Source organism: Nostoc sp. (assembly GCF_036917195.1).
In the GTDB taxonomy this organism is placed as follows: Bacteria; Cyanobacteriota; Cyanobacteriia; order Cyanobacteriales; family Nostocaceae; genus Nostoc.
This window is the reverse complement of the sequence record NZ_JBALDG010000005.1, coordinates 156069-180246: the sequence shown is the minus strand read 5'-3', so window position 1 is coordinate 180246 and position 24178 is coordinate 156069. Positions and strand designations below refer to the sequence as shown.

The following is a 24178-nucleotide window of genomic DNA, read 5'->3' as shown; positions in this document are numbered from 1 at the left end:
GGTAAAATTTTTGATAAAAATATCATTAATTAATACCAATTGTGACTATTACTTATACACCAGAGTGGCAAGAATATTGGGCAGAAGCTGCCAAAAACAGCCCACAAAATCCATCAGAACCATTTGAATTCTATTGTCAAGTACCTCAGCAACTGGGCAAAGGATATGTGCGAGATATTGAGGTGTATCCCCAAGTGTGGCTGGGGATTGGTAGCGAGGAATACTACGATAACATACTAACTAAAACCGATGATGAATCCGTTCACCCTTTGCAATTTGCGGTTCTCCTTTCAGGAATAATTAGACAGGAAAACGGTGGAGAATTAGGAGAAGGATACACACTTATTTCTGGTGGCGGCATTCAACGAAAGATGACTTGTTTGGATTCGCAATCACTAGTAGGTATTAGCTTGTGTATGCCTCCTGAGTTGTTGGCAACCTTTTTCCCGACAGTCGATGGAGAAATTCCACCGCAACTACGTTTTTTGGCAAAAGGTAACGAGTGGCAGACATTGCTCTACCCAAAAACCACAACGGCAATACAGACAGTGGCACAGCAAATCTACTGTGCGAGTGACGGTGGTAGGTGAGAAAACTTTACCAAAAGTTGAGTTATTTGATGATAATGCAGGTCTGGTTTTTGGTGTAACTTCTGCTGCAATTGCGACTTCTCTACCACAGCAGCCACAACAACAGCAGCCAGCGAGTCAAACACCATCACCACAGCAGGATGAGCCGATTGAATTGGTAGTAACGGGTGAGCAAGACGGATATCGTGTACCAGATGCTAGTGTGGGCACTCGAACCGACACACCCCTGCGAGACATTCCCCAATCGATTCAGGTGATACCCCAGCAAGTGCTACGAGATCAAAACGTCACTACCCTGGTTGAAGCCCTCAGAAATGTCCCTGGTGCAGGGTTTGGAAATACTGCTAGATCGGTGTTCGATTCATCTGCTATACTGCGAGGTTTTAGTTCTGGCAACAATGTCTTGAGAAATGGGTTAAATGAAAGTCCGCATAACAATAACATTGGCTTTGAAACGGCAGGGATCGAACGGATTGAAGTCCTTAAGGGACCTGCCTCCGTTCTGTATGGTCAAGCTGCACCAGGAGGAACTGTTAACTATGTCACTAAGCAGCCTTTGAATCAACCCTACTACTCGGTGGAAGCGTCTGCGGGTAGTTTCGACTTTTATCGCGGTGCGATCGACCTTTCGGGACCGCTCAATGCCAGCAAAACCGTGCTGTACAGACTCAACCTGGCGGCTCAAACGACGGAAAGTTTCTTTGATTTCTTCGAGGGACAGCGATACTTTGTTGCACCAACTCTCAGTTGGCTCCTTAGCGATCGCACAAAATTGACTCTAGCCTTTGAATATTTTGCTAAACCCCAATCTAGTGACCAATCCTATGGTCTCCCAGCAATAGGAACTGTGTTTTCAAATCCGAATGGGAAAATACCCCGCAATCGGAGTGTGGGTGAGTCAAATGACAGAGAAAGCTTGTATACGACACGAGTTGGCTATGATCTTGAACATCGGTTTAGCTCTAATTGGCAGATCCGAAATGCCTTTAGATTCCTACAAGTTGATGCACCCAGGAAATATGTGGGCGGCGATACCTTAGCGAATGATAATCGGACTCTGAGCCGATACTTTGCATCTCAGAGCAATAAGGGCAAATCGTTTAACTCTGACACCTACGTTGTGGGTGAGTTTTCTACAGGTAGCATTCGTCATCAATTGGTCACAGGCATTAGTCTCACTAGACAAGAAACCGACCTTACTGGATTTAGTCGCGAAGCTGCTCCCATTGACCTATTCAATCCTGTCTATGGTCAGCCGCTTGGTAATGTGGATTACGAGTATAGTATTCCTGGTAGCATAGACGCACTGGGCATTTATGTACAAGACCAGATCACCTTAGCTGAAAATTTGAAGCTGCTGCTGGGCGGACGCTTCGATCTGTTTCGGCAAACTGAAGAGGATCGGCTTGCGAATACAGAAACCAAGCAGTCTGGCAATGACTTTAGTCCTCGTGTGGGCATTGTCTATCAACCAATTCAGCCCATCTCACTCTATGCCAGCTACAGTCGCTCCTTTACCCCAACACTCGGCAGTGGCTTTGGCGGCGATGCTTTTCAACCGGAGCGCGGTACCCAGTATGAAATTGGGGTCAAGGCAGACTTGAATGATAAACTTTCGGCAACTCTGGCTCTCTACGATCTGACCCGATCCAATGTTTTGACTGAAGACACCAGACCTGGCGTACCCCCAGGCCAGTTTTCGATTCAAGTAGGCGAACAGCAAAGCCGAGGTGTTGAACTCACCTTTCAAGGCGAAATTCTGCCAGGATGGAATATCATTGCGGGCTATGCCTACACCGATGCAAAAGTCACTGAGGACAACACGCTTCCCGTAGGTCTTCGTTTTCGTGCTGTTCCTGCAAATACCTTTAACCTGTGGACAAGCTATGAATTTCAACGAGGTAGTTTGCAAGGGTTCGGTGCTGGCGTGGGATTATTCTTTGTCGGAGAACGGCAAGGGGATACATTAAATACCTTTCAACTACCTAGCTACCTGCGGACAGATGCCGCAATTTTTTACAGGCGCAACAGGTTTCGCGCTGCCCTTAATTTTCGCAACCTATTTGATGTGGACTACTTTGAAACTTCTTTTGATCGGAATCGAGTTTTTTATGGCGATCCGTTGACAGTGCAGGGGACAATTTCATGGGAGTTTTGATCCTCCCCAGCCCAACCCTTGCAAAGCGAAGAGAGCCATTTTATCAGCTAAGATTTTCCACAAGCTTACAACTTTGGGTCATATTCATCTGGTTTGAGTTAGTTCGGATTATACCTGGCGACCCCCTGACAATCCAAGGCACAATTTCCTGGCAGTTTTGAGCAAACACTGTGAGCATCCTACGCTTCTATCCTTCAGATGAAGCGTAGAGCATTCACTTTTTCTATTGTGTGAAGTAGGTGTTAACATTTTAAAGATATTGGCACTGTGTGACATGAGTATCTGCGATCGCAGATTGTACCAGGGTAAGGTGCTAGAGTTGATGGCGTTGCAACTTAACCCCTTCTTAGCTGAACAAGCCGAAGTGCAATCATCGCCACGATTAAAGACACAAACCATCAGTCGCATTCATCACGCCAGGGAAATTTTACTTTCCCGTTTGGAGAATCCACTGTCGATACTGGAATTGGCGCAAATTGTCGGGATGAGCGATCGCTAGTTTTCTAGTCGTCTTGGACGTGGCCTTGACAAAACAGCGATGTCTACGACGGGCTGCGCCTATGCAACACAAACGCTAGCAACCATTACGATCGCTTTCGTGTTTAATAAAAGTAAATTTGCTAAGTTCTTAGATTGAATTTGGGCAGTTGTTAATTGAATTCGGACAGTCGTTGATTGAATTCGGACAGTCGTTTATTGAATTTGGACAATCGTTTATTGAATTTGGACAATCGTTTATTGAATTTGGACAGTCGTTTATTGAATTCGGACAGTCGTTTATTGAATTTGGACAGTCGTTTATTGAATTCGGACAGTCGTTTATTGAATTCGGACAATCGTTTATTGAATTTGGGCAGTCGTTTATTGAATTTGGGCAGTCGTTTATTGAGTTTGGGCGACCTCCAATAATTTACATAAAACGCTCAATATTTTTGTAACAAATAATTATCCTGTACTGAGCTGTGCAAGTGTCAATTCACCCCAGTTATGTCTATCTTAGTGCTGTAAAAATCAAGGTAGAAAGCAGTTTTTCTTCTAGCGCATTATTAATAACAGGAAAGTGATTTATATCACGTCCCAAACGTGGGTCGAAAGTACTTAATGGAGCACAGCGTCGGATTGCGGCTTTGAAATCGATCAGTCCTACCTTAGACTTACAGCAGTTTTCATGTATTTGAACCACATCTGGCGTAGGGGCACAGCATTGCTGTGCCCGTAGAGCGTGGTCTATTTACCTGAAAATAGCTGTAAGCAATGGAGTCACCATTAACTCATGGGTGAAAGCGCCAATGCTATATGAGTTGTGCTGTTGTCAATAGTGAGTGAGAAATCGTGGTAAAATTATTGCAAATAACTAGTATTAATTTTCGATTACCTACCAGTTGCAAACTATGACCATTACCCCAACACCAGAGTGGGATGAATGGTGGACAGAAGCTGCTAAAAACAGCCCACAAAACCTATCAGAGCCATTTGAATCATACTGTCAAATGCCCAAGCAACTGGGCAAAGGATATGTGCGAGATATCGAGGTGTATCCCCAAGTGTGGCTGGGGATTGAAAACTACGAATTCTACGATGATGTACTGTACCAAGACTGCGACTGCGATCACCCTTTGCAATTTGCTGTTTGTCTTTCAGGAACAGCTAGAGATGAATTTGGAGGGCAAATAAAAGAAGGATATACGCTCATTTCTGGTGGCGGCATTCAACCAAAAATGACTTTTTGGCATTCACAATCAGAAGTGAGTGTTGGCATAGTTATGCCCCCTGAGTTGTTGGCAACTTTTTTCCAGACAGTCGATGAAGAAATTCCTCCCCAGTTGCGCTTTTTGGCAAAGGGTAACGATTGGCAGACATTACTTTACCCAAAAACCACAATCGCAATACAGACAGTGGCACAGCAAATTGTCAACTGTCCCTACCAGGGGATGACGAAGCGTCTGTATTTACAAGCGAAGGTACTAGAGTTGATGGCACTGCAACTTGCCCCCTTTTTAGCTGAACAAGACGGATTGCAACCATCAACAAGATTAAGAAATACAACCATCGCTCGCATTCATCACGCTAGGGAAATTTTGCTCTCTCATCTGGAAAACCCGCCATCGATACTAGAATTGGCGCAAATAGTAGGAGTGAGCGATGCCTGCGGCGGGCTACGCCTACGCACTCTTCTACGTGGTTTTAGAGAATTATTTGGCACAACTGTATTTGGTTATTTGGTGAATAAACGTATGGAGTTAGCAGAGCAATGGTTACGACAGGGCCATGCCTGTGATGGGCAATACCAACGCACTGTGGCAGAAGTTGCAATTTCACTTAGCTACTCAAATCCTGCTCATTTTGCTACTGCATTTAAACGCAAATTTGGCATTACACCTAGTGAGTGTTTCTTGGGTAAAAAGTCGGTTTTGCGAAGATAAGGCGGTTTTTGGGTAGACGCGAAAGTAAAAGTCTTCATACAATACATTCCTGCTTTATCAATAACACTTGTCATTAAATCAAGAGTTAGTCATTGGAGTGTGAGGAATAATGAGAACTCAGGGGTTGTCGTCCAGTATTTGTCTAGGGTTGGTAATCAGTTTTCTGTCAATGTTTATGGCACAACCTATACGGGCACAAGTCAAGCACAGTCAGCCAACAGCAATTAAGAGTGGAGAAAGTTTCAAAACGACTGCCAATTCCTCTACTACCAATAAAAGAATTACGCGACTAAGCGAGATTGAACGTCCAGCCACCAATGCTAGTGGATTGCTTTCGCAATCGTCAACTCCACAAGCAACGCCTTCATCAGGAATTGTACAAATAACAGAGGTGAAAGCTAATTCCACAAACAAAGGTGTGGAGGTTATTTTAAAGACACCTGTTGGTACTCAACTGCAAGTCACAAATCGCAGTACGGGCAATAATTTTATTATCGATGTCTCAGGTGGGCAGTTGCGTTTACCTGACGGCAATGCTTTTACATTTCGTTCTCAAAAACCACTTGCGGGAATTACTGAAATCACAGCTACGAATATTGATGCAAATACTGTGCGAGTGACAGTGGTGGGTGTTGCGGCATTGCCAACGGTTGAGTTATTTGATGATGATGCAGGTCTGGTTTTTGCAGTAGCATCACAAGCAATTGCGACACAGCCACCCCAAACACCACAAACTGAAGAAAAGCCAGCACTGCCTGCACCGCAGCAGACACCATCGACACAAGGCGATGAGCCGATAGAGTTAGTCGTCACTGGTGAGCAAGACGGTTATCGCGTTCCGAATTCTTCTACTGCAACGCGGACGGATACACCCTTACGCGATATTCCCCAATCGATTCAGGTGGTGCCGCGACAGGTACTCGAAGATCGCAACGTCACAGAAGTGAATCAGGCAATAGAAACAGTCAGCGGTGTTCTTCGAGGTCCACAAACTGGTGGTGGGCTTATAGGAAGCAGAATTATTAGAGGCTTTCTCCAAGAAGGAGGAAATTACCGAAATGGCTTTCGAGATGGTGGTTCCTTCGGAGTAACACCCACCGAGACAATTGAACAGGTGGAAGTGCTTAAAGGACCTGCCTCAGTTCTATTCGGTGCTGTAGAGCCGGGTGGGATTGTCAACTTCATTACTCGGGATTTGGTCTGGGATTGTTTTATGTGGGTGAGCGAGAAGGAGATTTAGCTAACTCATTTCAATTAGATGATTACTTGCGTACCGATGCAGCAATTTATTACCGCAGAGGACGTTTTAAGAGTGCGATCAACATTCGTAATCTCTTTGATATTGACTATGCAGATGCTTCCTATAACAGAGTCTTTATCAATAGAGGCGACCCCTTGACAATCGTTGGCTCCATCAGCTGGGAGTTTTAATACTCATTTGTAAATCTACGGGTGAGATGTCATGAGGGTGTAAGGCGAATACGGTTCGGTTAAAGGGGAAATGAGAAGGGGCAAAGGGGAGATTTTGGCAGAATAAACGTGTTTTAGACAGTAAATAATGTTATTAGTTATGAGTTAAGAAACAACTTTCAATTCAACACTCATAACTAAAAACTCCTAACTTTTATTGTGCTAGACCGAGCTGTATCTGAACTATCAAAACCTAACAGGCGCTTACCTAATCAGCGCTGGCAAATTTATCCGCAGAAACCAGAATTTGCCCAAAAACTGGCGGTTTTGACAAATATTTCCCCCATTATCAGTCAGCTGCTGATTAATCGGGGTATGGAAACACCAGAACAGGTACAAGCATTTTTAGAGCCAGAGTCTTTAGTCTTACCTTTGCCGTTGGAGGAATTCCCAGATTTAGCGATTAGTTTGGAGTTGTTGCAAAATGCGATCGCCTCTCAAACAAAAATTGCTATTTGCGGTGACTACGACGCTGATGGAATGACTAGCACTGCTCTACTTTTACGTAGTCTCCGCACTTTAGGCGCACAAGTAGATTATGCTATCCCCAGCCGGATGCACGAAGGTTACGGTATTAATAAACGCATAGTTGAAGAATTCCACAGCGAAGGTGTAGGACTAATTCTCACTGTAGATAATGGCATATCTGCGTTTGAACCAGTTGCTAGAGCTAGAGAACTTGGTCTTGCAGTGATTATCACCGATCACCACGATATCCCCCAAAAATTACCGCCAGCAAACGCTATCCTCAACCCTAAACTAATAGCTGAATCTTCACCTTACCGGGGTGTTGCTGGTGTTGGTGTTGCCTACATTTTGGCAGTGTCTCTAGCACAACAGCTAGGGGAGACTAAAGGCTTGATCCAGCCGATGCTAGCACTATTTACACTGGGAACGATCGCAGATTTAGCTCCCCTAACTGGAGTAAATCGCCGTTGGGTGAAACGTGGTTTACAGCATTTACCCAAATCCAACTTGGCTGGGGTGAAGGCGTTAATTCAAGTAGGTGGCGTGCAGGCGAGGGGAGATGGGGAGCAGGGGAGCAGGGGAGCAGGGGGATCAGGGGAGAAAAAATTTAATATTCCTAACTCCTCACTCCTCACTCCTAACTCCTCAAATCCAAAATCGCTAAAGCCTGAAGATATCGGGTTTCGCCTGGGGCCACGAATTAATGCTATTGGTCGGATTGGTAATCCCCAGACTGTCATTGAATTGCTGACTACGGATGATATGGGGGTGGCGTTAGAAAGAGCAATGCAGTGCGAACAAATCAACGCCTCTCGCCAGCTAATGTGTGAGCAAATTGAACAAGAAGCGATCGCTTATGTAGAGACAGAATTTGTTGCCTCTCTACAGCAAGACCGTGTATTAATTGTTGTTCAACCGAATTGGCATCACGGCGTTATTGGTATCGTCGCCTCCCGCTTGGTGGAACGCTACGGTGTTCCCGTGTTCATCGGTACTTATGAGGATGAAAAACATATACGCGGTTCAGCACGCTCAATTCCAGAGTTTCATGTATTTGAAGCTTTGGAATATTGTCACGATTTACTAGGGAAATTTGGCGGACACAAAGCAGCCGGGGGATTCTCTCTAGCAGCAGAGAATTTAGAGGTGTTGCGATCGCGTTTGATTGAGTTTGCTAACCAGTGTCTTGAACCCCAGCATCTCAAGCCTCTGCTCAAAATTGATACCGAAGTCAACCTCAATCAAATCAATCAGCAGCTTTATCAACAACTTAATGCTCTACACCCCTGCGGTATGGACAACCCTGATCCAGTTTTTTGGACACCTAATGTTCAAGTAGTTGAGCAAAAAATCGTTGGTAAGGGTCACATTAAACTAACAATTGCCCAAACTATTGATAATCAGGAGTACAAAATTAAAGCGATCGCTTGGCGTTGGGGCGACTACTTCCGCTTACCGCCGCGAGTGGATGTCGCTTACAAACTGCGAGAAAATTACTTTAACGGTAACACCACCATCGAGCTAGAGTTAATAGGTGTTAGACTACCAATTCAGCTTCAACAATTTTTTGCTTCGCCACCTACCCCATCAAGCACAACTTTTGAATACAACAAGCGACATTATACTTGTGGTTTCTATAAAAACGGTATTGAAGCAGAATTAAGAATTAAAAATTCTGAAGGCAAAGTTTTAGCCATGCAGCCAGGACATACAATCGGTTTGCTGGGCACTAATCGTCAAAACGCCAAAGAAGTTGATATTTCTCAACCACAGTATGACAATATTATTCAAGTTGCCCTTCAGGCGTTATCAATGCTGAGTGCTGAGTTATGAGTTATGAATTATGAATTATGAATTAACTTCTCATTTCTAACTCTTAACTATCAACTCCTTAGTCAGCACTCAGCACTATTATAGGTTACCGTTGCGAAATGCCAGCAAAAAGATTACCGCTGGTCCAGCAATCACAATTAGTGCCACGGACAGCAATTGGAAAATAACTTCCCAATTGATACTGATAAAAGCGTTAAACAAGTCAGACACAGCGTCAAACATTTTTCCTCTTCTCCTGCCAATTGTCTTGAAAAATTCAATAACTTAGTTATAAAACCCGCAATCGATCATATCTGGCTATGGCCTGCTAGATTTAATTTACTTAACAAAATTATAAGAAAAGACATAAAAAAGTAAAATAGGGGGATTGGGAATGGGACATTGGGTATTGGGCATGGTTATTTTCCTTGTCCCTTTGTCCTCTAATTCTCTTGTCCCCTTGTCCCCACTCCCCACTGTCTACTCCCTACCTAATACAAAATGGCAACTTGGCAATGTGTAAAGCAATGTGGAGCCTGCTGTAATCTTGATCCAGCAGAGCGTCCAGATTTGGATGAGTATCTCTCTCCACCAGAACTAGAACTTTATCTCAGCATGGTAGGCGAAGGGGGATGGTGTGTTAATTTCGACCATACCACGCGAGAATGCCGCATCTACTCAGATCGTCCTCGTTTCTGCCGTGTAGAATCAGATGTATTTCAAGATATGTATGGGGTTGAACCAGAAGAAGTCAACGATTTTGCCATTGACTGCTGTCGCCAGCAAATAGAGGGAGTATATGGCGATCGCAGTTTGGAAATAATCCGCTTCAATAAAGCTGTTGGGTTGTGAAGAGGATCCAAGGACGCAAACACACCCGATAATTTTTTTGTCTTCATCTCTGGAGTTGCAATTTATTACAACAATCTGAGAATATGATAGAAATATGAAAGCAACCTACCAACAAAACTACTGCTCGTGAAACTTGACTCTGTTCCTTTGGACATTTCTGGGATATCTGAGACTGAGATTGAGCTAGAACTGAAAGACAGCACTGATTTTAACTTAACTCCAGCGATCGCCCAGCCAGTTCAGGCTGTAGTTGCGGATAGTCCTCAAAAGCAGCAATCAGTGGTGGTAGTTTTTGGTACAACTTTTGTAACTATTTTTCTAGCAGAAATTGGAGATAAGACTCAGCTATCCACGCTGTTAATGAGCGCACAATCTCATTCGCCGTGGGTTGTATTTATAGGATCTGCGGCTGCGTTGATAACCACCAGCTTATTAGGTGTGCTTTTAGGTAGTTGGATAGCCAGCCGACTCAGCCCGAAAACTATAGAAAAATCAGCAGGCGTGATGTTGTTGGTGATTTCCCTAATGCTGTTTTGGGATATATTCCAAGGTTAGTTAGAAGTTAGGAGTAGAGACGCGATTAATCGCGTCTGTACAGGAGTTATTCTCCCTCTGCTTCCCCATCTCCCCCACTCTCCCCCTTAATCATATGGATTGGCATCTTTTAGGACTGAGCTTTATTACAGTTTTTTTATCAGAATTGGGTGACAAAAGTCAGCTAGCAGCGATCGCACTTTCAGGGCGTTCTAATTCTCCGCGTGCAGTATTTTTTGGCGCAGCAGGCGCACTGCTGTTGACAAGCTTGTTGGGAGCATTAGCAGGGGGAGCAGTAGCAGAATTATTACCTACACGTTTGTTAAAAGCGATCGCTGCTGTGGGATTTGCCATCCTTGCTGCACGCCTGCTGTTATTTAATAATGAACCATCGACGGATTCTGAACAAATACCATAACCAAACATGAGTTCGACGGCTCGTGTGGTGTTCGCCTAACTAGCTCAATCAAAATACCAGAGATTTTACTACCCATAACCGTCCCTCTGGGAGTCCCAGAAGGACAGACTTGAACTTTAGTTCAAGTCAGGGAGAGGTTTATCGAACTCACCTTAACCAAATCACCTGAATTGCACATTCAGCTAAATTACAAAGGTTCCCAACCAGTTCCTTTGTAGCCGTATTGAAAAATTTCTGGATGCAAAATTTCAGCCAAAATTTCTAGAGAATCTACCAGTCGCGGCCCTGGACGATTAAAGTATGAATTGCCATCAGTGATGTACACCCTACCGGCTTGGGTAGCGTGCAGTTTTTCCCAGTCTGAACGTTGAGTTAACAAATTGGCTTCTTGACGAGTGCGATTTAAATCAAAGCCACAAAGCATAAAAACAATGATATCTGGGTTACTTGCTAATAGTGTTTCCCACGGCAAGATAGGAGAAGGCTGACCTGTAACGCTAAACAGAGAGTGTCCTCCTGCTAAGTTGACTAATTCAGGAATCCAATTGGCGGCGATCATCAAAGGATCAGTCCACTCGATGCAGGCGACAGTAGGCACTTCATTTAAAGAAAGTCCTTGGATTCTTTGCTGACAAATTTTGACACGAGCTTCTAAGTTTTCTAGAACTTTAACCGAGTCTACTTCAAAGGTGTTGCCGACTCGCTCAATATCAGCCCAAACATCTTGGAGAATATTAGGTTGTAAAGAAATTATCTGAGGTTTACTATGAATGAGTGTGGCAACTGCCTTTTCAACCTCGTCTAAGCTAACAGCACAGACATCACACTGGTCTTGAGTAAGAATGTGGGTAGGCTGCAACTGCTCTAAAACATCTGTTTTGATTTCATAGATACTGAGAGCAGATTGTAATAAATTGTTCACGTCATCATGAATTTGGCTGCTGGAGGCATTAGAGTTTAAGCGGGCTTGGGTACAAATGGGGCGATTGTGGATTTCTGGAGGGTAGTCGCATTCGTGCGATCGCCCCACAATAGCATTAACCAACCCTAGTGTCGCTAAAATCTCTGTTCCACCGGGAATTAGGGAAACTATTCTCACATTACTATCCGTCATCGCTTCACCTCCATAAAAGCTAGCGTCATTTTAATTTTGGCAAAATTTGAGTCATTAGGTATCTTTCTCTAGGAGAATCAAGGTTGTTTTGGTCGTCATACCGATTATCTGTGAAATTGCTCCTGAAACTTGGGGCAAAATCCCCAAGTTCGTCTCACCAAGCTTGGTTTTGTGCAGTTTCACAAAGAATTGGTATCAGCACTAAGCAACAAATTGACTTACATCGCTTTTCAAGTAATGAAACTACACCACTCCCTACTTCATTCTTCCTACAGTTCCCTAGACCCAAATTCAAAATACTACTATACTACTTAATAGTAGAATTACTTGATAGTGAAATTATTTTAAATATTAATTATCCTCTAGCAAAAATCACTGGCATGAAGTAATAAAAGTTATGAGCAAAATCTAGTTTGGAATTCCTTGTCCAGAATCATCTGATTTGATTAGAAAAAATATACTTTCCGGTTATGAAAAACCCGATGAAGTAATTGTTGTAGTTATACTAGGACGGTTCTAATTTCCCCTTAGAACTGCAAGGCAAAATTATTTTTTCTTGAGGGCAACTAATGCAGGTGGTGTTAGCTAGAGATATTACAGAGCACAAGCAGGCCCAAGAGGCTTTACAAATCAAAGAAAATGGTCGGCGAAAACAAAGTCAGACACTGGTGGAACTAGCAAAAAGCAAGACATTTCAGCAAGGTAATCTCAATGCAGTCTTAAGGGAAATCACAGAAACTACTGCTCGGACGCTCTTAGTGCAGCGAGTTGGGGTGTGGTTATATAATCAAGAACGTTCAAAAATTGAATGCATCGATTTATATGATGTGAGTACTAAGGAGCATAGCTTTGGTAACTCACTTTCACAAAAAAATTATCCAGCTTTTTTCCAGGCTTTAGAAGAGGAACGTACCATTGCCGCAAATGATGCCAGAAACGATATAAGAACCAAAGAATTATCTGAGTCTTATCTTTCTGTTTTAGGCATCACATCCTTGCTGGATGCACCAATTTGGCTAGAGGGTCGTTTGGTGGGCGTAGTCTGTCACGAACACATAGGCGAAAGTCGCCAATGGACTTTGGAAGAAGAGACTTTTGCTGGCTCGATTGCAGATTTCGTGACCCTGGCTATAGAAGCAAGCGAGCGAAATGTCGTCCAGGAACTGCGACAGAGTGAGGCGCAATTTCGGGCGATTTTTGAGCGTTCTTCTATCGGCATTGGACTTATAGATATGAAAGCGGAAATAGTCGATACTAATCCGGCACTGTGCGAGATTTTAGGGTACAGCCGAGAAGAGTTATCCGGCAAGCACTTTATAAACTACATTTCTATAGAAAGGGGGGATTTAAAACGTTACAAACAACTGGTGTCAAAAATTCGCACAAACTCAGGGAAAACTTCAAGGTTCGGTTTTCAACACTCCGAACTTCAGGAACAGCTTGTCGATAGACATCGCATTGAAATGGAAAGACGCTGCCTGCATCAAGATGGTAGCTTAATTTGGACTCATATCTCTGTTTCTGTTATACCAGACAGCAATGGTGAAGCAGAGTTTTTTATAGCGATGATTGAGGACATTACTGAACGCAAGCAAATAGAGTTGAAACTGCGTGCTTCTCAAGAAGCAGCAGAAGCTGCTAGTCGGGCAAAAAGTGAATTTTTAGCAACCATGAGCCATGAGCTGCGGACACCTCTGAATGCAATTATGGGCTTATCACAGTTGTTGCAACAAGAAATAGTTGGCTTTCTCAATGAAAAGCAGAACGAATATGTAAGTTGTATATATAGTAGTGGTGAACACCTACTAGAACTGATTAACGATATCCTTGACTTGTCTAAAGTAGAAGCAGGCAAAGAGGAACTCTTACTCTCACCTTTGCCAGTGTCAGATTTATGTAATTATGCCATATGGACAGTGCGCGATCGCGCCTTAGAAAAGGGATTGCAACTCACATATGAAATTGACCTAGAAGCGGATATTCTAATTGCTGATGAGCGGCGCATCAAGCAAATGCTACTCAACCTACTTACTAATGCCATTAAATTCACCCTAGCCGGTCAGGTATCACTGGTAGTCAAAAAAGTACCGCAAGGGATGACCTTTACAATTTCAGATACTGGAATTGGTATAGACTCGAATCAGTTTCAATTTCTATTTGAACCGTTTAAACAGCTTGACAGTCAGTTAAATCGGCAGTATGAAGGCACAGGTTTGGGTTTAGCTTTAACACGCAAATTAGCGCGTTTGCATGGTGGAGATGTGACTGTGACATCGATTTTGGGAGAAGGGAGTCAGTTTACTTTGTTTCTACCAAACCCATTGTATCTAACAGCGGCAGATGAAGCTAAGGAAGATACTGAAGCAACATCTTGCTCATCTTCCCTAGTTCTCCCCAAAAATAAAACTATTTTGGTAGTCGAAGAAGAAAACACTGGCATAGTGTTGCAAAATTATCTCCAGACAATTGGCTACCAAGCCAAGTGGATAAACAACAAAAACAAATTTTTGGAACAAGTGAGAACCCTACAGCCAGATTTAATTTTTTTGGATGTCCAATTAGTAGATGATGTTAGGGGCTGGGATTTGCTAAATATTCTTAAACAAGAACCTTCTTTGCAACATTTGCCGATGGTGATGATGGGCTTTAGTGAACCTCCAGAGAAGCTTTCTATTGTGCAAGCTGGTGCTAACGACTATCTTCTTAAACCAATTCGAGTAGTTGAATTAGAGTCAATATTGATGCGATATTTAAATCATAGCGATTTTCGGATGAACGAAACACCAATATAAATACTACGCGATCGCATTCATATTTTTAGTCCCAATTCGCCAATACAGCATCTATATTCTATATTCTAAGTATTTTGTGCAATACTTTTACTGGTTTAGCACTTTATGCCACATTTAGCACTTCATAGTGTAATACACGAAGATTTCCAATATCTGGCTAATGGTGGTTAAATAGCAATCGTAAATCATTAATAATTATTAGTATTAATGCATATAGCGCAGCCTCAATTCTACCAGAGGCTCTGCCAACGAGTCTGCGAACGCGAGAGCGTATGGGGTTTCCCCAAGTGGAGCGACTGGTATGGGCTAGGGGGATCGATAAGTGCCTAAAATCACAGCCAACCACTTTTCAAACAACCTCTTATACTCTTAAATATTAAATTTATGGATTCTTTTCAACCTGAGACAGGTGTGCCTCTAACTCTAGAAATTGCTCAGATTGGTTCGCCATCAACAACACTCACTCCTACTTCAACACCCACCCCGCGAATTTCCAAAGATGCTATTCGCACCAGTTTGAAAGCCTCCACTGCCGATGGTATCTTCGCAGCAGTTTTCAATATTGCCACTGGTGGGGTTTTGCTGGGTAATTTCTTAGTGCAGTTGGATGCCAGTCCGGTGGTGTTTGGCATGATATCCTCTATCCCCATGTTAGCGAATCTCTTTCAGCCGATGGGTGCTTACTTGTCTGAACGCAGTACTAGCCGCTTTCAGAATTCCCTTCGCACTCATGGAATTGCTCGGCTACTATGGCTGATTTTAGTAATTGGCATTGCTAGCTTTAGTTGGGGAGGGCTTAATTCAAACCAATTGGTGATATTGTCGCTCTTGATTCTCGTATGCAGTCATCTTTTAGGAGGGCTAGGAACTGCATCGTGGTTCAGTTGGATAGCAATGTTAGTCCCACGGCAATTACGAGGTAGATATTTTGGGCTACGCAATAGCTTTGCCAACCTCACCGAGTTACTCACCTTGCCAATAGCCGGTCTAGCTGTATCACATTGGTATGGGGGGAGTATCCAAGGTTATGGAGTGATTTTGTTCTTCGGGATTATCTTTGGAATAGTGAGCTTGGGGTGTCAGTATTTCCAGGTAGATATCAATCCCCAATTACAAAACACCTATCATGCAAGCTTATCTCAAACAAGTGAGATTCAGTTAGACTCAGCACCAAATGAATCTAGTGAGATATCTGAAGCAATCTATCTCCCGCAAATGCCGACCCCTCAAAATCAGATAGATAGCAGCATCTGGAAAAACTCTAATTTTTTGGTCTTTCTGCTTTATTTCGGCTTATGGGCGTTTGCTGTTAGCCTAAGTGCCCCGTTTTTTAACCTCTACTTGCTAGATACGCTGAACCTGGATGTGAGTTGGGTAACTTTCTACACCAGTCTGCGAGCAGGGGCACATATGCTACTGCTCCTCGTGTGGGGTAAATTAGCAGATAGAATAGGCAATCGTTCGATTATAATTTATTGTGGAATTCTAATTGCCGTCATCCCCTGGCTGTGGCTGACGATTGGTTCTAGTCCCCTCGATCTCTGGCTGTGGTTTCCGCTATTGCACATTTTTATGGGAGTTAATTGGGGAGCAGTTGACTTGTGCAGCAATAATCTCCAGATAGAGATTGCATCAGTAAAAAATCAGTCTATCTATTTTGCGATCGCTGCTGCTATTGGTGGGGCGAGTGGTGCTTTAGGAGCAACTATAGGTGGCTTCATCGCTCAATTTGCTGGGTCTTTTGGCATAGAGGAAGTGTTCATTGTGTCTGGCATATTACGACTAGCGTCACTTATCCCACTCATTGTTAAAAAGGATATAGGTAGATAGTCCGAAATTGATTGGTTACAGATGTGAATAAACAATGTCGCACTCAGACTAGGGATTTCTCCACCTACAGGAAGAATTGTCCAATATAAAATTTTTTTCTCATTATCACATGGTCAATACCAGCTTCTTGAAAAATTTCTCCTTCTTCTACAAAATCCAATTTTTGGTATAAAGATTTCACATATTCTTGGGCGTGAATCACAACTTCTGGAATATTTTTACTAGCTATAAGCTGTAATGCCTCTACCATAATTTTCTTACCAATACCCTGTCCTCTAGCTATAGACAAAACGGCAAGTCTTTCTATTTTGGCAGTTTTTTCATCTAAATATCTAATTCTAGTAGTACCTACAGCTTCTCCATCTAAATAAGCAATCAAATGGTCGGATATATCATCTTTCCCATCAAACTCTAAAGCAGGATCTACCCCTTGTTCTTGCTGAAAAACTGATATTCTAATTGCCTGAATTTGCGGAAATTCTTCACGTAAATCAGCCACTTTTATAACTAAATTACTCATCAAATCTATACAGTTAATAAATAAAAAAAGGTGGGTTTTTTCCCACCCTACTTTTATACTTTAATCTGCACCTTCAATTGGTGCAAAACCTTGGCGCTGAATATTTTCTGTCACCGCGCGTGGTTCCAGGAATTGCAGTAAGTAATCGGGGCCGCCTGCTTTAGAACCGACTCCAGAAAGTTTGAATCCGCCAAAAGGTTGCCGCCCAACGATCGCTCCTGTAATATTGCGGTTGATGTACAAATTCCCGACTTCAAACTCTGTCTGCGCCTGCTGAATGTGCGAAGGTGTTCTAGAATAAAGTCCTCCAGTCAAGGCGTAGTTAGTTCCATTGGCGACTACTAACGCTTCCTGGAAATCTTTCACCCGAATTACCGCCAGCACAGGGCCAAAAATTTCTTCCTGGGAAATTACTGCATTTGGCGATACTTCACTAAAGATGACAGGCCCGATAAAATACCCTTGTTCGGGTGCTGGTAATTCCAACGCCACTTCTGCTTCTGCCTTACCTTTCTCAATATACTCGCGGATGCGATCGCGGGCATTGGCATCAATTACCGGCCCAACTTGTGTACTCGGTAACTCTGCTTCCCCAATATTCAAGGATTTTGTCGCTTCCACCAATCGCTGCACAAAGGTATCATAAATCGGTTCCAGCACAATCACCCTTGAGGCGGCAGAACATTTTTGGCCACTGTAACCAAATGCCGATTGCACTACCCCCACAACAGCTTGGTCTAAATCAGCACTTTCATCTACAATAATGGCATTCTTGCCGCCCATTTCAGCAATCACCCGTTTCATATGCTTTTGTCCGGGTTTCAAAGTTGCCGCCTCTGCGTAAATTCTACAGCCTACTTCTTGAGAACCCGTAAAAGCAATTACATGAGTCTCTGGATGATTTACCAAGTAAGCGCCGACTTGGGAACCCTTACCAGGTACATATTGAAATACACCTTTGGGAAAACCAGCATCTACCAAGATTTCTGTGAGCTTGGCAGCAATGATAGAAGATGTTTCGGCCGGTTTCAGAAGAGTACAATTGCCTGAAACCAAAGCTGAAACAGTCATTCCACAAGCGATCGCTAGCGGGAAATTCCAGGGAGAAATCACTACAGCAATGCCCCGTGGTTGGTAAATATAACGATTAGTTTCACCAGCAATGTCGTAATTAACACCTTTGTCTAACCGTTCTATCTCATCAGCGTAGTACCGACAGAAGTCTATCGCCTCAGAAACCTCTCCATCAGCTTCCTTAACTGGTTTCCCAACTTCCAAAACTATCCAAACTGAAAGTTCAGCGCGGCGGAGTTCCATCAAATCACCCGCTTTCCGCAAAATATCAGCGCGTTGTTTAGCTGGTGTTTTCCTCCACCCAGGAAACGCCGCTTTAGCAGCTTGCATCGCCTGTTCTGCTTGTTCAACACTCATCAATCCAACTTTACCAACTACCTCGCTGAAATTAGAAGGATTGAGAGAATCAACAAATTCCGGCGTATTAACATACTCCCCATTAATCAACGGCAAATAAGTTTTACCCAATTGTTGACGAACGCTTTGGAAAGCTTGTACCCCTTTCCTTCTTACCTCATCTACCGCATAATCGGTATCTGCCGCCCCAAGGAAATGAGAGTTGGGAGTAAAAGAGTTCTTCTCCTCTTTGACAATCGGCGGCGCTAATAACTCCTCAATCGGTCGATTTTCGAGATTTTGCCGTAAAAAAGAACTATTAGCTGTATTTTCCAATAATCGCCGAATTAAATACGCCATCCCAGGTAATAATTCACCGTAGGGACAGTAAACTCTCACCCGATAACCCTTGTCAACCAATGCCTTGGCAACTTTATCACCCATCCCGTAGAGGACTTGCAATTCAAATCGACGACGAGGGACATTTAAACTTTCAGCGATGGCAATGGCGCGAGCGTGCGATCGCACATTATGGCTACCAATGGCAGAATACACATATTGATGATTTTCTAGCAATAACTGAGTGATGGTTTCAAAGTTAGCATCAGTTGCCGCTTTGTCGTTGTAAACTGGCTGTGGCCAATGCTTTTGCGCTGCTTTAATAGTTTCTTGATCCCAATATGCGCCTTTCACCAAGCGGATTGTCAGAGGATAACCGCGCTGTTTCAACCAAGAAATTAAATCTTTGGTATCTTGCTCGCTATCACGCAGATATGCTTGTATTGTCATGCCAATATCTGTGCGTTGCCGAAATTCTTCTTCTAGTAACAGTTTTTTCAAGATGCTGAGAGTTATGTCTTTATAGGCATACTGTTCCATATCAAAATGTACAGCTGCCCCTAACTCTTTAGCACGACGTAAGAGAATACGAATGCGATCGCTAACTCGCTCCTCACTACCTTTAGCATCTAAAGGGTCAAATTGGGAATAAAACGCCGTTAACTTCACAGAAACCTGAACTTTTGGGATTGGTTCGCCATCAGCCTCATCAATAGCCGGGATAACTGCCCAATTTTTCGATGCTTCCACTAATTGTTGGATTAATTCTAGATACCGTTCTAGATAAGACTGCGCTTCAGCTTCGGTAATCACTGCTTCACCAAGTAAATCGATGGTGAAAGCCATTTTTTCTTTTCGCAGTCGTTCAACTGTTTTGATGACTTGTTTAATATTTTCCCCAGAAATATATTTATGAGCGAGAGTTTCAACCGCTGTACCAACGGTTGTAGCAGCAACTTGTCCGGGCATAGAGTCGGGGTTAGCAAAGTTTAGCATTCCCTTCAAAGCTGCCGGTAATTCTACAGATTCATCTCCTAGATACTCTTGTAAATGTGAGGCAATTTCTGATTTACTATGCAAAGCTGGTAGCGTATCTATAAAGCGAAATAGTTGCACCCGCAACCCAGGATTACTCATCGCCCAAGCTAGTAATTTATCATCCCAGCGCATTTGATCCCGCAGGGAAGAAAAAAACGAACGATTTTCCTGCGTTGCTGCTAGAAGTTGTTTAGCAATTTCTTGGGTTTTAGCTTCGTAGGTGCTTGCTTGTACTTGTAATACCACTGATAATAAACTCCGTTAATTAAGGCAAGGCTTTTTGTACAAAGCCTGTGTCTTCTATTTTGACGCTTTCATTTAGCTGTCACCATGATGCTGAATTCGTAATTCGGAATATTCGCCAAAGGTGAGAAGCAATTTACTTACACCGTGCTGTTCTAGGGACTTGCAATTAAAAAAATATTCTATCGTAGGGGCGCAAGACACCTACCACAGATGTAGATGAAATACATAAAAACTACTGTAAACTCTACCATCACAACGCATTTAACAACGCCCGCTTAAATTCAGCAGCACTCTTAAAGTGGATTTCTGGCTTATCAACCAACGCCAAATTAATCACCTGCGCTAGTGGTTGCATAATTGTCGCATCTCGTTAGCTAATTGGTATAGGTTCATTTTGTAAAACTGCCAGAAAGGGATCGCCTGTGAAGTTGCGGGGGAAACAACCTGTTAGCATATTGTACAGACAAGCCGCAACTGCCCAAATATCTACCTTCGGCTGGGCATATTTAAAGTTAAGTACCTGCTGTGGCGGCATTACTCCGTCGCAATAATTACTATTAGTAGGAGAAAAACTACTGTGTCTAAATCTGTGTATGCGATCGCTGGAGTTTTTGTTGGCTTAGTCGTTAATCTTGTCGGCAACCTACTCTCGGCGGCGATTCAACAGCAAGTTTTTTCGGATAAGTTCACCAGACAATCAACCTGGTGGTTAGTCGGGTGTGCAGGTATACTGGCTACTCGGTGCAGCCTATCGAGTTAACGGCAATATAGAGGAAAGCGATCGCCATTTACAGCTATTTTCAGGTAAATAGACCACACGGTAGGGGCACAGCATTGCTGTGCCCTTACGACAGATGTGGTTCAAATACATGAAAACTGCTGTAACTGAGGCAATTACCCGTTGTCGTGCGATTAATTTAGTAACATTTGAGGCAGATATTCTGCTGGAACTAGCCCGACTGCGGTTAGCAACAGGAAAGCGAGATGAAGCGTTAAGGTTGGCTGAGGAAGCGCTAGAGATAACAGAACGCTCTGGTTATGTGCTGCAAGGGGCAGATGTAAATCTGTTTCTGGCACAGCTAGCACTAGCAGATGGCGACAGAGAAAAGGATTATCTCATGCTAGGGAAGCACGAGAGTTAGCAACCTGCGATGGCCCCCCTGATTACACTTACAAGGTTGCCTATGAAGAGGCAGGTGTACTGTTAGAGGAATTGGGGGAAGGGATATAATAGACCTCTTGCATAAGTCGAATAGGCCCCCCTTAATCCCCCCTTATAAAGGGGGGAAACTTGAAATCTTGCGCCCTCCCCTTTACAAGGGGAGGGGTGATTCAAGGATTTTTGCAAGAGGTCTATTTGTTATTTCGGCGAACTCATTTGTTATTTCGGGGAACTCATTTGTTATTTCGACGAACGCATTTGTTATTTCGGCGAACGCATTTGTTATTTCGGCGAACTCATTTGTTATTTCAGCGAACGCATTTGTTATTTCGGCGAACTCATTTGTTATTTCGGCGAACGCATTTGTTATTTCGGCGAACGCATTTGTTATTTCGGCGAACGCATTTGTTATTTCGGCGAACGCATTTGTTATTTCGGCGAACTCATTTGTTATTTCGACGAACTCATTTGTTATTTCGGCGTGTCCATGACCACCCTACGAAACTACTAGAATTGAAACTTATGCTGGTCATACTTGTGTGTACACCGTAGCTGCAAGTAAGCGGAGGAAATGTCCCCTCTTTCTCCTAACGGAGTTAGAAGGTGAGGTTCTACTTGAAGTCTTCTACTGCTGTTTTAACAGCATGTACTTATTTTTCCAATACTAAGAATGGGTATACTCACTCTATGCCTACAGAAAACTTCATGGATATTTTATTTTCTAACTGGCAACACACACTCCAACCCTTTGGTGTTGACCAGATAGCAGCTGAGAAAGCCTTTAATTTCTTAGTTGCAGCTTACTCTACCCCTGGTCGCTACTACCATACACTCAAACACATTGATCACATCCTGAGCATAATTCAGATTTTGCAAGGCTACACCAACAACTTAGCTGCTGTTCAACTAGCTGCCTGGTTTCACGATGTAGTGTATGACACTCAAGCTCAAGATAATGAACAACGAAGCGCAGACTATGCTTTTGAAATGCTGAGTAACTTAAATATTCCAGAAAGTACCATAACTACTGTCACGCGTCTGATTCTGAACACTAAAGCCCACCAAGCTGCGGTGGATGACTATGATAGCCAAGTCCTACTTGATGCAGATTTAGCGATTTTGGCTACTGACCCAATCCAATATCCAGAATACGCCCATGCCATTCGTCAAGAATATAGCTGGGTGGCAGAGGCAGATTATATCACAGGTCGTCGGCAGGTTTTAGAAGGATTTTTACAGCGATCGCCTATCTACTTTACGCCTTTAATGTTAGAGTTCGCCGAACCATCTGCCCGTGGCAATATCCAAGCAGAAATTCAGTCTTTGGCTTCAGGATGTGGTTTTTGATAAAGACTGGGTAATCACCTGGCAAATTGTTCGTCATCTTGTAAGTGCGATCGCAATCCATCTCTTCAATTAAGACTTGCTTTCTCAGTATACCGTAATTGTTGGTAAAACTTGATTAAACTGTTAAATTGATTACATTTACAATACTTGTTCAGTGATAATTTTAACTATTATTAGTTGGTCTGGCAACGCCATGAGCAGAGAGCTAGCTATAATCCTTTGAAACAAAGGATTTTTAGCTAATTTTTGATTGGAAACATTTTAGTCCAACAAAATCAAATTTAATTAATCAATGTGCTTTTTTTATTTTTACTTTATTAAGACAGATAGATCCACCAAGATTACCATATAAACTTAATAAAAAAAACATTTATTTATGGTAACCACTCATTGCTACTGAAAAAGATGTTATCCAGCTAAAAGATAATTATAACTTTTAGTGTCATCGCTATAAAAAAGGTTTATTAAATTTTGACATTCAACAATATAGTACAGCAATCAAAAATTCCAAAATATAAATAATAAAAATATCCAAGTTTTTATAAAGTTACTATTACTATGACACTTATCCTTTCACAAGCAGATTATTTAAAATTACTGGATCAAGCAGATATAATTAACAATAATATTTTAGATAATTTTGATATTACCAGAAAGTATCAATTTGGGGAAGGATATTGGCGACAGATTCAGCTACGAGATGGCATATCTTTAGATATATCCAATTATCAGCAGCCCAAATCATTAATTTTAAAATGTCATGAGCGAAAACATCCATTAGAATTTCGATTCTTTGTTTTGCTAAAGAGCGAATTTAAAGACCTTGAGTTCAAGACCGGAGAATACTTTTTGAGTGGTAGTGGGATGGCATCTGAGTGTGATGTATTCGAGGCTAAATCACAGCGAATAGTAGAAGTAGCTGTTCACATACATCCAAATGTGTTTCATAGCTTTGCAGAAAATACATCTGGTAAACTTCCAAGAGAATTAGAACATCTTATTAGACGTTGGGATCAACCGACTTATGAACGCTATGGAACTCAAACTCCTGCAATGCAAATAGCAGTGCAGCAAATTATTCAATGTCCCTACCAAGGCTTTACTAAACAAATTTATCTTGAAGGTAAGATTTGGGAACTAGTTGCAATGGTAGTTGATCAAGAAGTACAAATCAAGCAAGGTTGCTTGCAGATTAATCCACTCAAACCATCAGATATTGACTGCATCTATGATGTTAGGGAAATTTTGTTGAAACATTTAGACAACCCACCCTCTCTTCTCGAACTAGCACGACAAGTTGGTTTAAATGATTGCACAATGAAGCAAGGCTTTAAACAGGTTTTTGGGACTACGGTATTTGGCTATCTGCACCACCGCCGGATGGAACTAGCCTATAAGCTGCTTATTGAAGGAAATATGAAAGTCACAGAAGTTGCACAGACAGTAGGCTATGCTAGCCTACCTTCATTTAGTAATGCTTTTCGTAAGAAGTTTGGGGTAACTCCTAAGTCTTGCCAGAAATAAAAATTCCGGATGGAATAAAAAAATTCCGGCTCGAATAAGACGCAAATATTTAAAAGTTGTATATTTTTACAATAATTAGGTTGGTATAAACACATTTTTTTCACCAACTTAATTAGTAATAGTGCTTGGGA

At 42.5% G+C, this 24178-nt stretch carries 21 protein-coding genes and 1 pseudogene; 17 read left to right on the top strand and 5 right to left on the bottom strand.

Features of this window, described 5'->3' with window-relative positions:
* Nucleotides 1–41 precede the first annotated feature (41 nt).
* The 8 genes and pseudogenes from V7K40_RS01380 (at nucleotide 42) to V7K40_RS01345 (ending at nucleotide 8942) form a co-directional block, all read left to right on the top strand.
* A complete protein-coding gene (locus V7K40_RS01380) occupies nucleotides 42–590 on the top strand; it encodes a hypothetical protein (RefSeq protein ID WP_334956027.1) in 549 nt (182 codons plus the stop codon).
* On the top strand, nucleotides 568–2748 hold the full coding sequence (locus tag V7K40_RS01375; RefSeq protein WP_334956026.1) for a TonB-dependent siderophore receptor: 2181 nt from the start codon (nucleotides 568–570) through the stop codon (nucleotides 2746–2748). The genes V7K40_RS01380 and V7K40_RS01375 overlap by 23 nt, the downstream gene beginning before the upstream one ends.
* A 274-nt stretch (nucleotides 2749–3022) precedes the next feature.
* Entirely contained in the window at nucleotides 3023–3247 is a 225-nt protein-coding gene (locus tag V7K40_RS01370) for a hypothetical protein (RefSeq protein WP_334956025.1), read from the top strand.
* A 148-nt stretch (nucleotides 3248–3395) separates the two neighbouring features.
* Nucleotides 3396–3686, top strand: coding sequence for a hypothetical protein (locus tag V7K40_RS01365; protein ID WP_334956024.1), 291 nt, complete (start codon nucleotides 3396–3398; stop codon nucleotides 3684–3686).
* 453 nt (nucleotides 3687–4139) lie between these two features.
* Nucleotides 4140–5171 (top strand): AraC family transcriptional regulator, encoded by a 1032-nt coding sequence (locus V7K40_RS01360; protein WP_334956023.1) that lies wholly within the window; start codon nucleotides 4140–4142, stop codon nucleotides 5169–5171.
* Nucleotides 5172–5280: 109 nt separating this feature from the next.
* Nucleotides 5281–6363: pseudogene (locus tag V7K40_RS01355) on the top strand (TonB-dependent receptor plug domain-containing protein); the annotation flags it as partial.
* A gap of 23 nt (nucleotides 6364–6386) precedes the next feature.
* The gene (locus tag V7K40_RS01350; RefSeq protein WP_334956022.1) at nucleotides 6387–6602 is read left to right on the top strand and encodes a hypothetical protein; all 216 of its coding nucleotides are present in this window, start codon (nucleotides 6387–6389) and stop codon (nucleotides 6600–6602) included.
* A gap of 198 nt (nucleotides 6603–6800) precedes the next feature.
* Entirely contained in the window at nucleotides 6801–8942 is a 2142-nt protein-coding gene (locus V7K40_RS01345) for a DHH family phosphoesterase (RefSeq protein WP_334956021.1), read from the top strand.
* A 78-nt stretch (nucleotides 8943–9020) separates the two neighbouring features.
* Here the strand turns inward: V7K40_RS01345 and V7K40_RS01340 are convergent, their stop codons facing one another.
* Nucleotides 9021–9143, bottom strand: a complete 123-nt coding sequence (locus V7K40_RS01340; protein WP_298920407.1) for a photosystem II reaction center protein Ycf12 — start codon at nucleotides 9141–9143, stop codon at nucleotides 9021–9023.
* Between the two features lie 279 nt (nucleotides 9144–9422).
* Here V7K40_RS01340 and V7K40_RS01335 point away from each other — a divergent pair, with 279 nt between their 5' ends.
* The 3 genes from V7K40_RS01335 (at nucleotide 9423) to V7K40_RS01325 (ending at nucleotide 10725) form a co-directional block, all read left to right on the top strand.
* Nucleotides 9423–9773 carry a YkgJ family cysteine cluster protein gene (locus tag V7K40_RS01335; protein ID WP_334874388.1) on the top strand — a complete coding sequence of 117 codons (351 nt, stop codon included), beginning with the start codon at nucleotides 9423–9425 and terminating at the stop codon, nucleotides 9771–9773.
* Between the two features lie 126 nt (nucleotides 9774–9899).
* The gene (locus V7K40_RS01330) at nucleotides 9900–10328 is read left to right on the top strand and encodes a TMEM165/GDT1 family protein (protein WP_334956020.1); all 429 of its coding nucleotides are present in this window, start codon (nucleotides 9900–9902) and stop codon (nucleotides 10326–10328) included.
* A 94-nt stretch (nucleotides 10329–10422) separates the two neighbouring features.
* Nucleotides 10423–10725, top strand: coding sequence for a TMEM165/GDT1 family protein (locus V7K40_RS01325; protein WP_334956019.1), 303 nt, complete (start codon nucleotides 10423–10425; stop codon nucleotides 10723–10725).
* 187 nt (nucleotides 10726–10912) lie between these two features.
* Here V7K40_RS01325 and V7K40_RS01320 read toward each other — a convergent pair whose 3' ends face one another.
* Nucleotides 10913–11839, bottom strand: coding sequence for a cobalamin-binding protein (locus V7K40_RS01320; RefSeq protein WP_334956018.1), 927 nt, complete (start codon nucleotides 11837–11839; stop codon nucleotides 10913–10915).
* 569 nt (nucleotides 11840–12408) lie between these two features.
* On the opposite strand from V7K40_RS01320, the gene V7K40_RS01315 reads away from it, so the two are divergent.
* Both V7K40_RS01315 and V7K40_RS01310 read left to right on the top strand, forming a co-directional pair.
* Nucleotides 12409–14631, top strand: coding sequence for a PAS domain S-box protein (locus V7K40_RS01315; protein WP_334956017.1), 2223 nt, complete (start codon nucleotides 12409–12411; stop codon nucleotides 14629–14631).
* Nucleotides 14632–15015: 384 nt separating this feature from the next.
* Entirely contained in the window at nucleotides 15016–16461 is a 1446-nt protein-coding gene (locus V7K40_RS01310; RefSeq protein WP_334956016.1) for an MFS transporter, read from the top strand.
* Between the two features lie 64 nt (nucleotides 16462–16525).
* On the opposite strand, the gene V7K40_RS01305 is transcribed toward V7K40_RS01310, so the two are convergent.
* From V7K40_RS01305 to V7K40_RS01295, 3 genes are all read right to left on the bottom strand, one after another.
* A complete protein-coding gene (locus V7K40_RS01305) occupies nucleotides 16526–16981 on the bottom strand; it encodes a GNAT family N-acetyltransferase (protein WP_334956015.1) in 456 nt (151 codons plus the stop codon).
* Nucleotides 16982–17041: 60 nt separating this feature from the next.
* Nucleotides 17042–20014 carry an L-glutamate gamma-semialdehyde dehydrogenase gene (pruA, locus tag V7K40_RS01300; protein WP_334956014.1) on the bottom strand — a complete coding sequence of 991 codons (2973 nt, stop codon included), beginning with the start codon at nucleotides 20012–20014 and terminating at the stop codon, nucleotides 17042–17044.
* 370 nt (nucleotides 20015–20384) lie between these two features.
* A complete protein-coding gene (locus tag V7K40_RS01295; protein WP_334956013.1) occupies nucleotides 20385–20549 on the bottom strand; it encodes a hypothetical protein in 165 nt (54 codons plus the stop codon).
* Nucleotides 20550–20591: 42 nt separating this feature from the next.
* Between V7K40_RS01295 and V7K40_RS01290 the strand changes: the two genes are divergently transcribed.
* The 4 genes from V7K40_RS01290 (at nucleotide 20592) to V7K40_RS01275 (ending at nucleotide 24047) form a co-directional block, all read left to right on the top strand.
* Nucleotides 20592–20774 (top strand): hypothetical protein, encoded by a 183-nt coding sequence (locus V7K40_RS01290; protein ID WP_334956012.1) that lies wholly within the window; start codon nucleotides 20592–20594, stop codon nucleotides 20772–20774.
* Between the two features lie 109 nt (nucleotides 20775–20883).
* The gene (locus tag V7K40_RS01285; RefSeq protein WP_334956011.1) at nucleotides 20884–21156 is read left to right on the top strand and encodes a hypothetical protein; all 273 of its coding nucleotides are present in this window, start codon (nucleotides 20884–20886) and stop codon (nucleotides 21154–21156) included.
* 707 nt (nucleotides 21157–21863) lie between these two features.
* On the top strand, nucleotides 21864–22523 hold the full coding sequence (locus tag V7K40_RS01280; RefSeq protein ID WP_334956010.1) for a hypothetical protein: 660 nt from the start codon (nucleotides 21864–21866) through the stop codon (nucleotides 22521–22523).
* Between the two features lie 558 nt (nucleotides 22524–23081).
* On the top strand, nucleotides 23082–24047 hold the full coding sequence (locus V7K40_RS01275) for an AraC family transcriptional regulator (protein ID WP_334956009.1): 966 nt from the start codon (nucleotides 23082–23084) through the stop codon (nucleotides 24045–24047).
* Nucleotides 24048–24178 lie beyond the last annotated feature (131 nt).

Excerpts from the sequence above, each read along its gene's own strand:
- V7K40_RS01370 (WP_334956025.1), top strand. The coding sequence starts at position 3,023 with ATGAGTATCTGCGATCGCAGATTGTACCAGGGTAAGGTGCTAGAGTTG.
- V7K40_RS01320 (WP_334956018.1), bottom strand. The coding sequence starts at position 11,839 with ATGACGGATAGTAATGTGAGAATAGTTTCCCTAATTCCCGGTGGAACA.
- V7K40_RS01275 (WP_334956009.1), top strand. The coding sequence starts at position 23,082 with ATGACACTTATCCTTTCACAAGCAGATTATTTAAAATTACTGGATCAA.
- V7K40_RS01305 (WP_334956015.1), bottom strand. The coding sequence starts at position 16,981 with ATGAGTAATTTAGTTATAAAAGTGGCTGATTTACGTGAAGAATTTCCG.
- V7K40_RS01315 (WP_334956017.1), top strand. The coding sequence starts at position 12,409 with ATGCAGGTGGTGTTAGCTAGAGATATTACAGAGCACAAGCAGGCCCAA.
- V7K40_RS01360 (WP_334956023.1), top strand. The coding sequence starts at position 4,140 with ATGACCATTACCCCAACACCAGAGTGGGATGAATGGTGGACAGAAGCT.
- V7K40_RS01295 (WP_334956013.1), bottom strand. The coding sequence starts at position 20,549 with ATGCCGCCACAGCAGGTACTTAACTTTAAATATGCCCAGCCGAAGGTA.
- V7K40_RS01285 (WP_334956011.1), top strand. The coding sequence starts at position 20,884 with ATGAAAACTGCTGTAACTGAGGCAATTACCCGTTGTCGTGCGATTAAT.
- V7K40_RS01325 (WP_334956019.1), top strand. The coding sequence starts at position 10,423 with ATGGATTGGCATCTTTTAGGACTGAGCTTTATTACAGTTTTTTTATCA.
- V7K40_RS01335 (WP_334874388.1), top strand. The coding sequence starts at position 9,423 with ATGGCAACTTGGCAATGTGTAAAGCAATGTGGAGCCTGCTGTAATCTT.
- V7K40_RS01280 (WP_334956010.1), top strand. The coding sequence starts at position 21,864 with ATGCCTACAGAAAACTTCATGGATATTTTATTTTCTAACTGGCAACAC.
- V7K40_RS01310 (WP_334956016.1), top strand. The coding sequence starts at position 15,016 with ATGGATTCTTTTCAACCTGAGACAGGTGTGCCTCTAACTCTAGAAATT.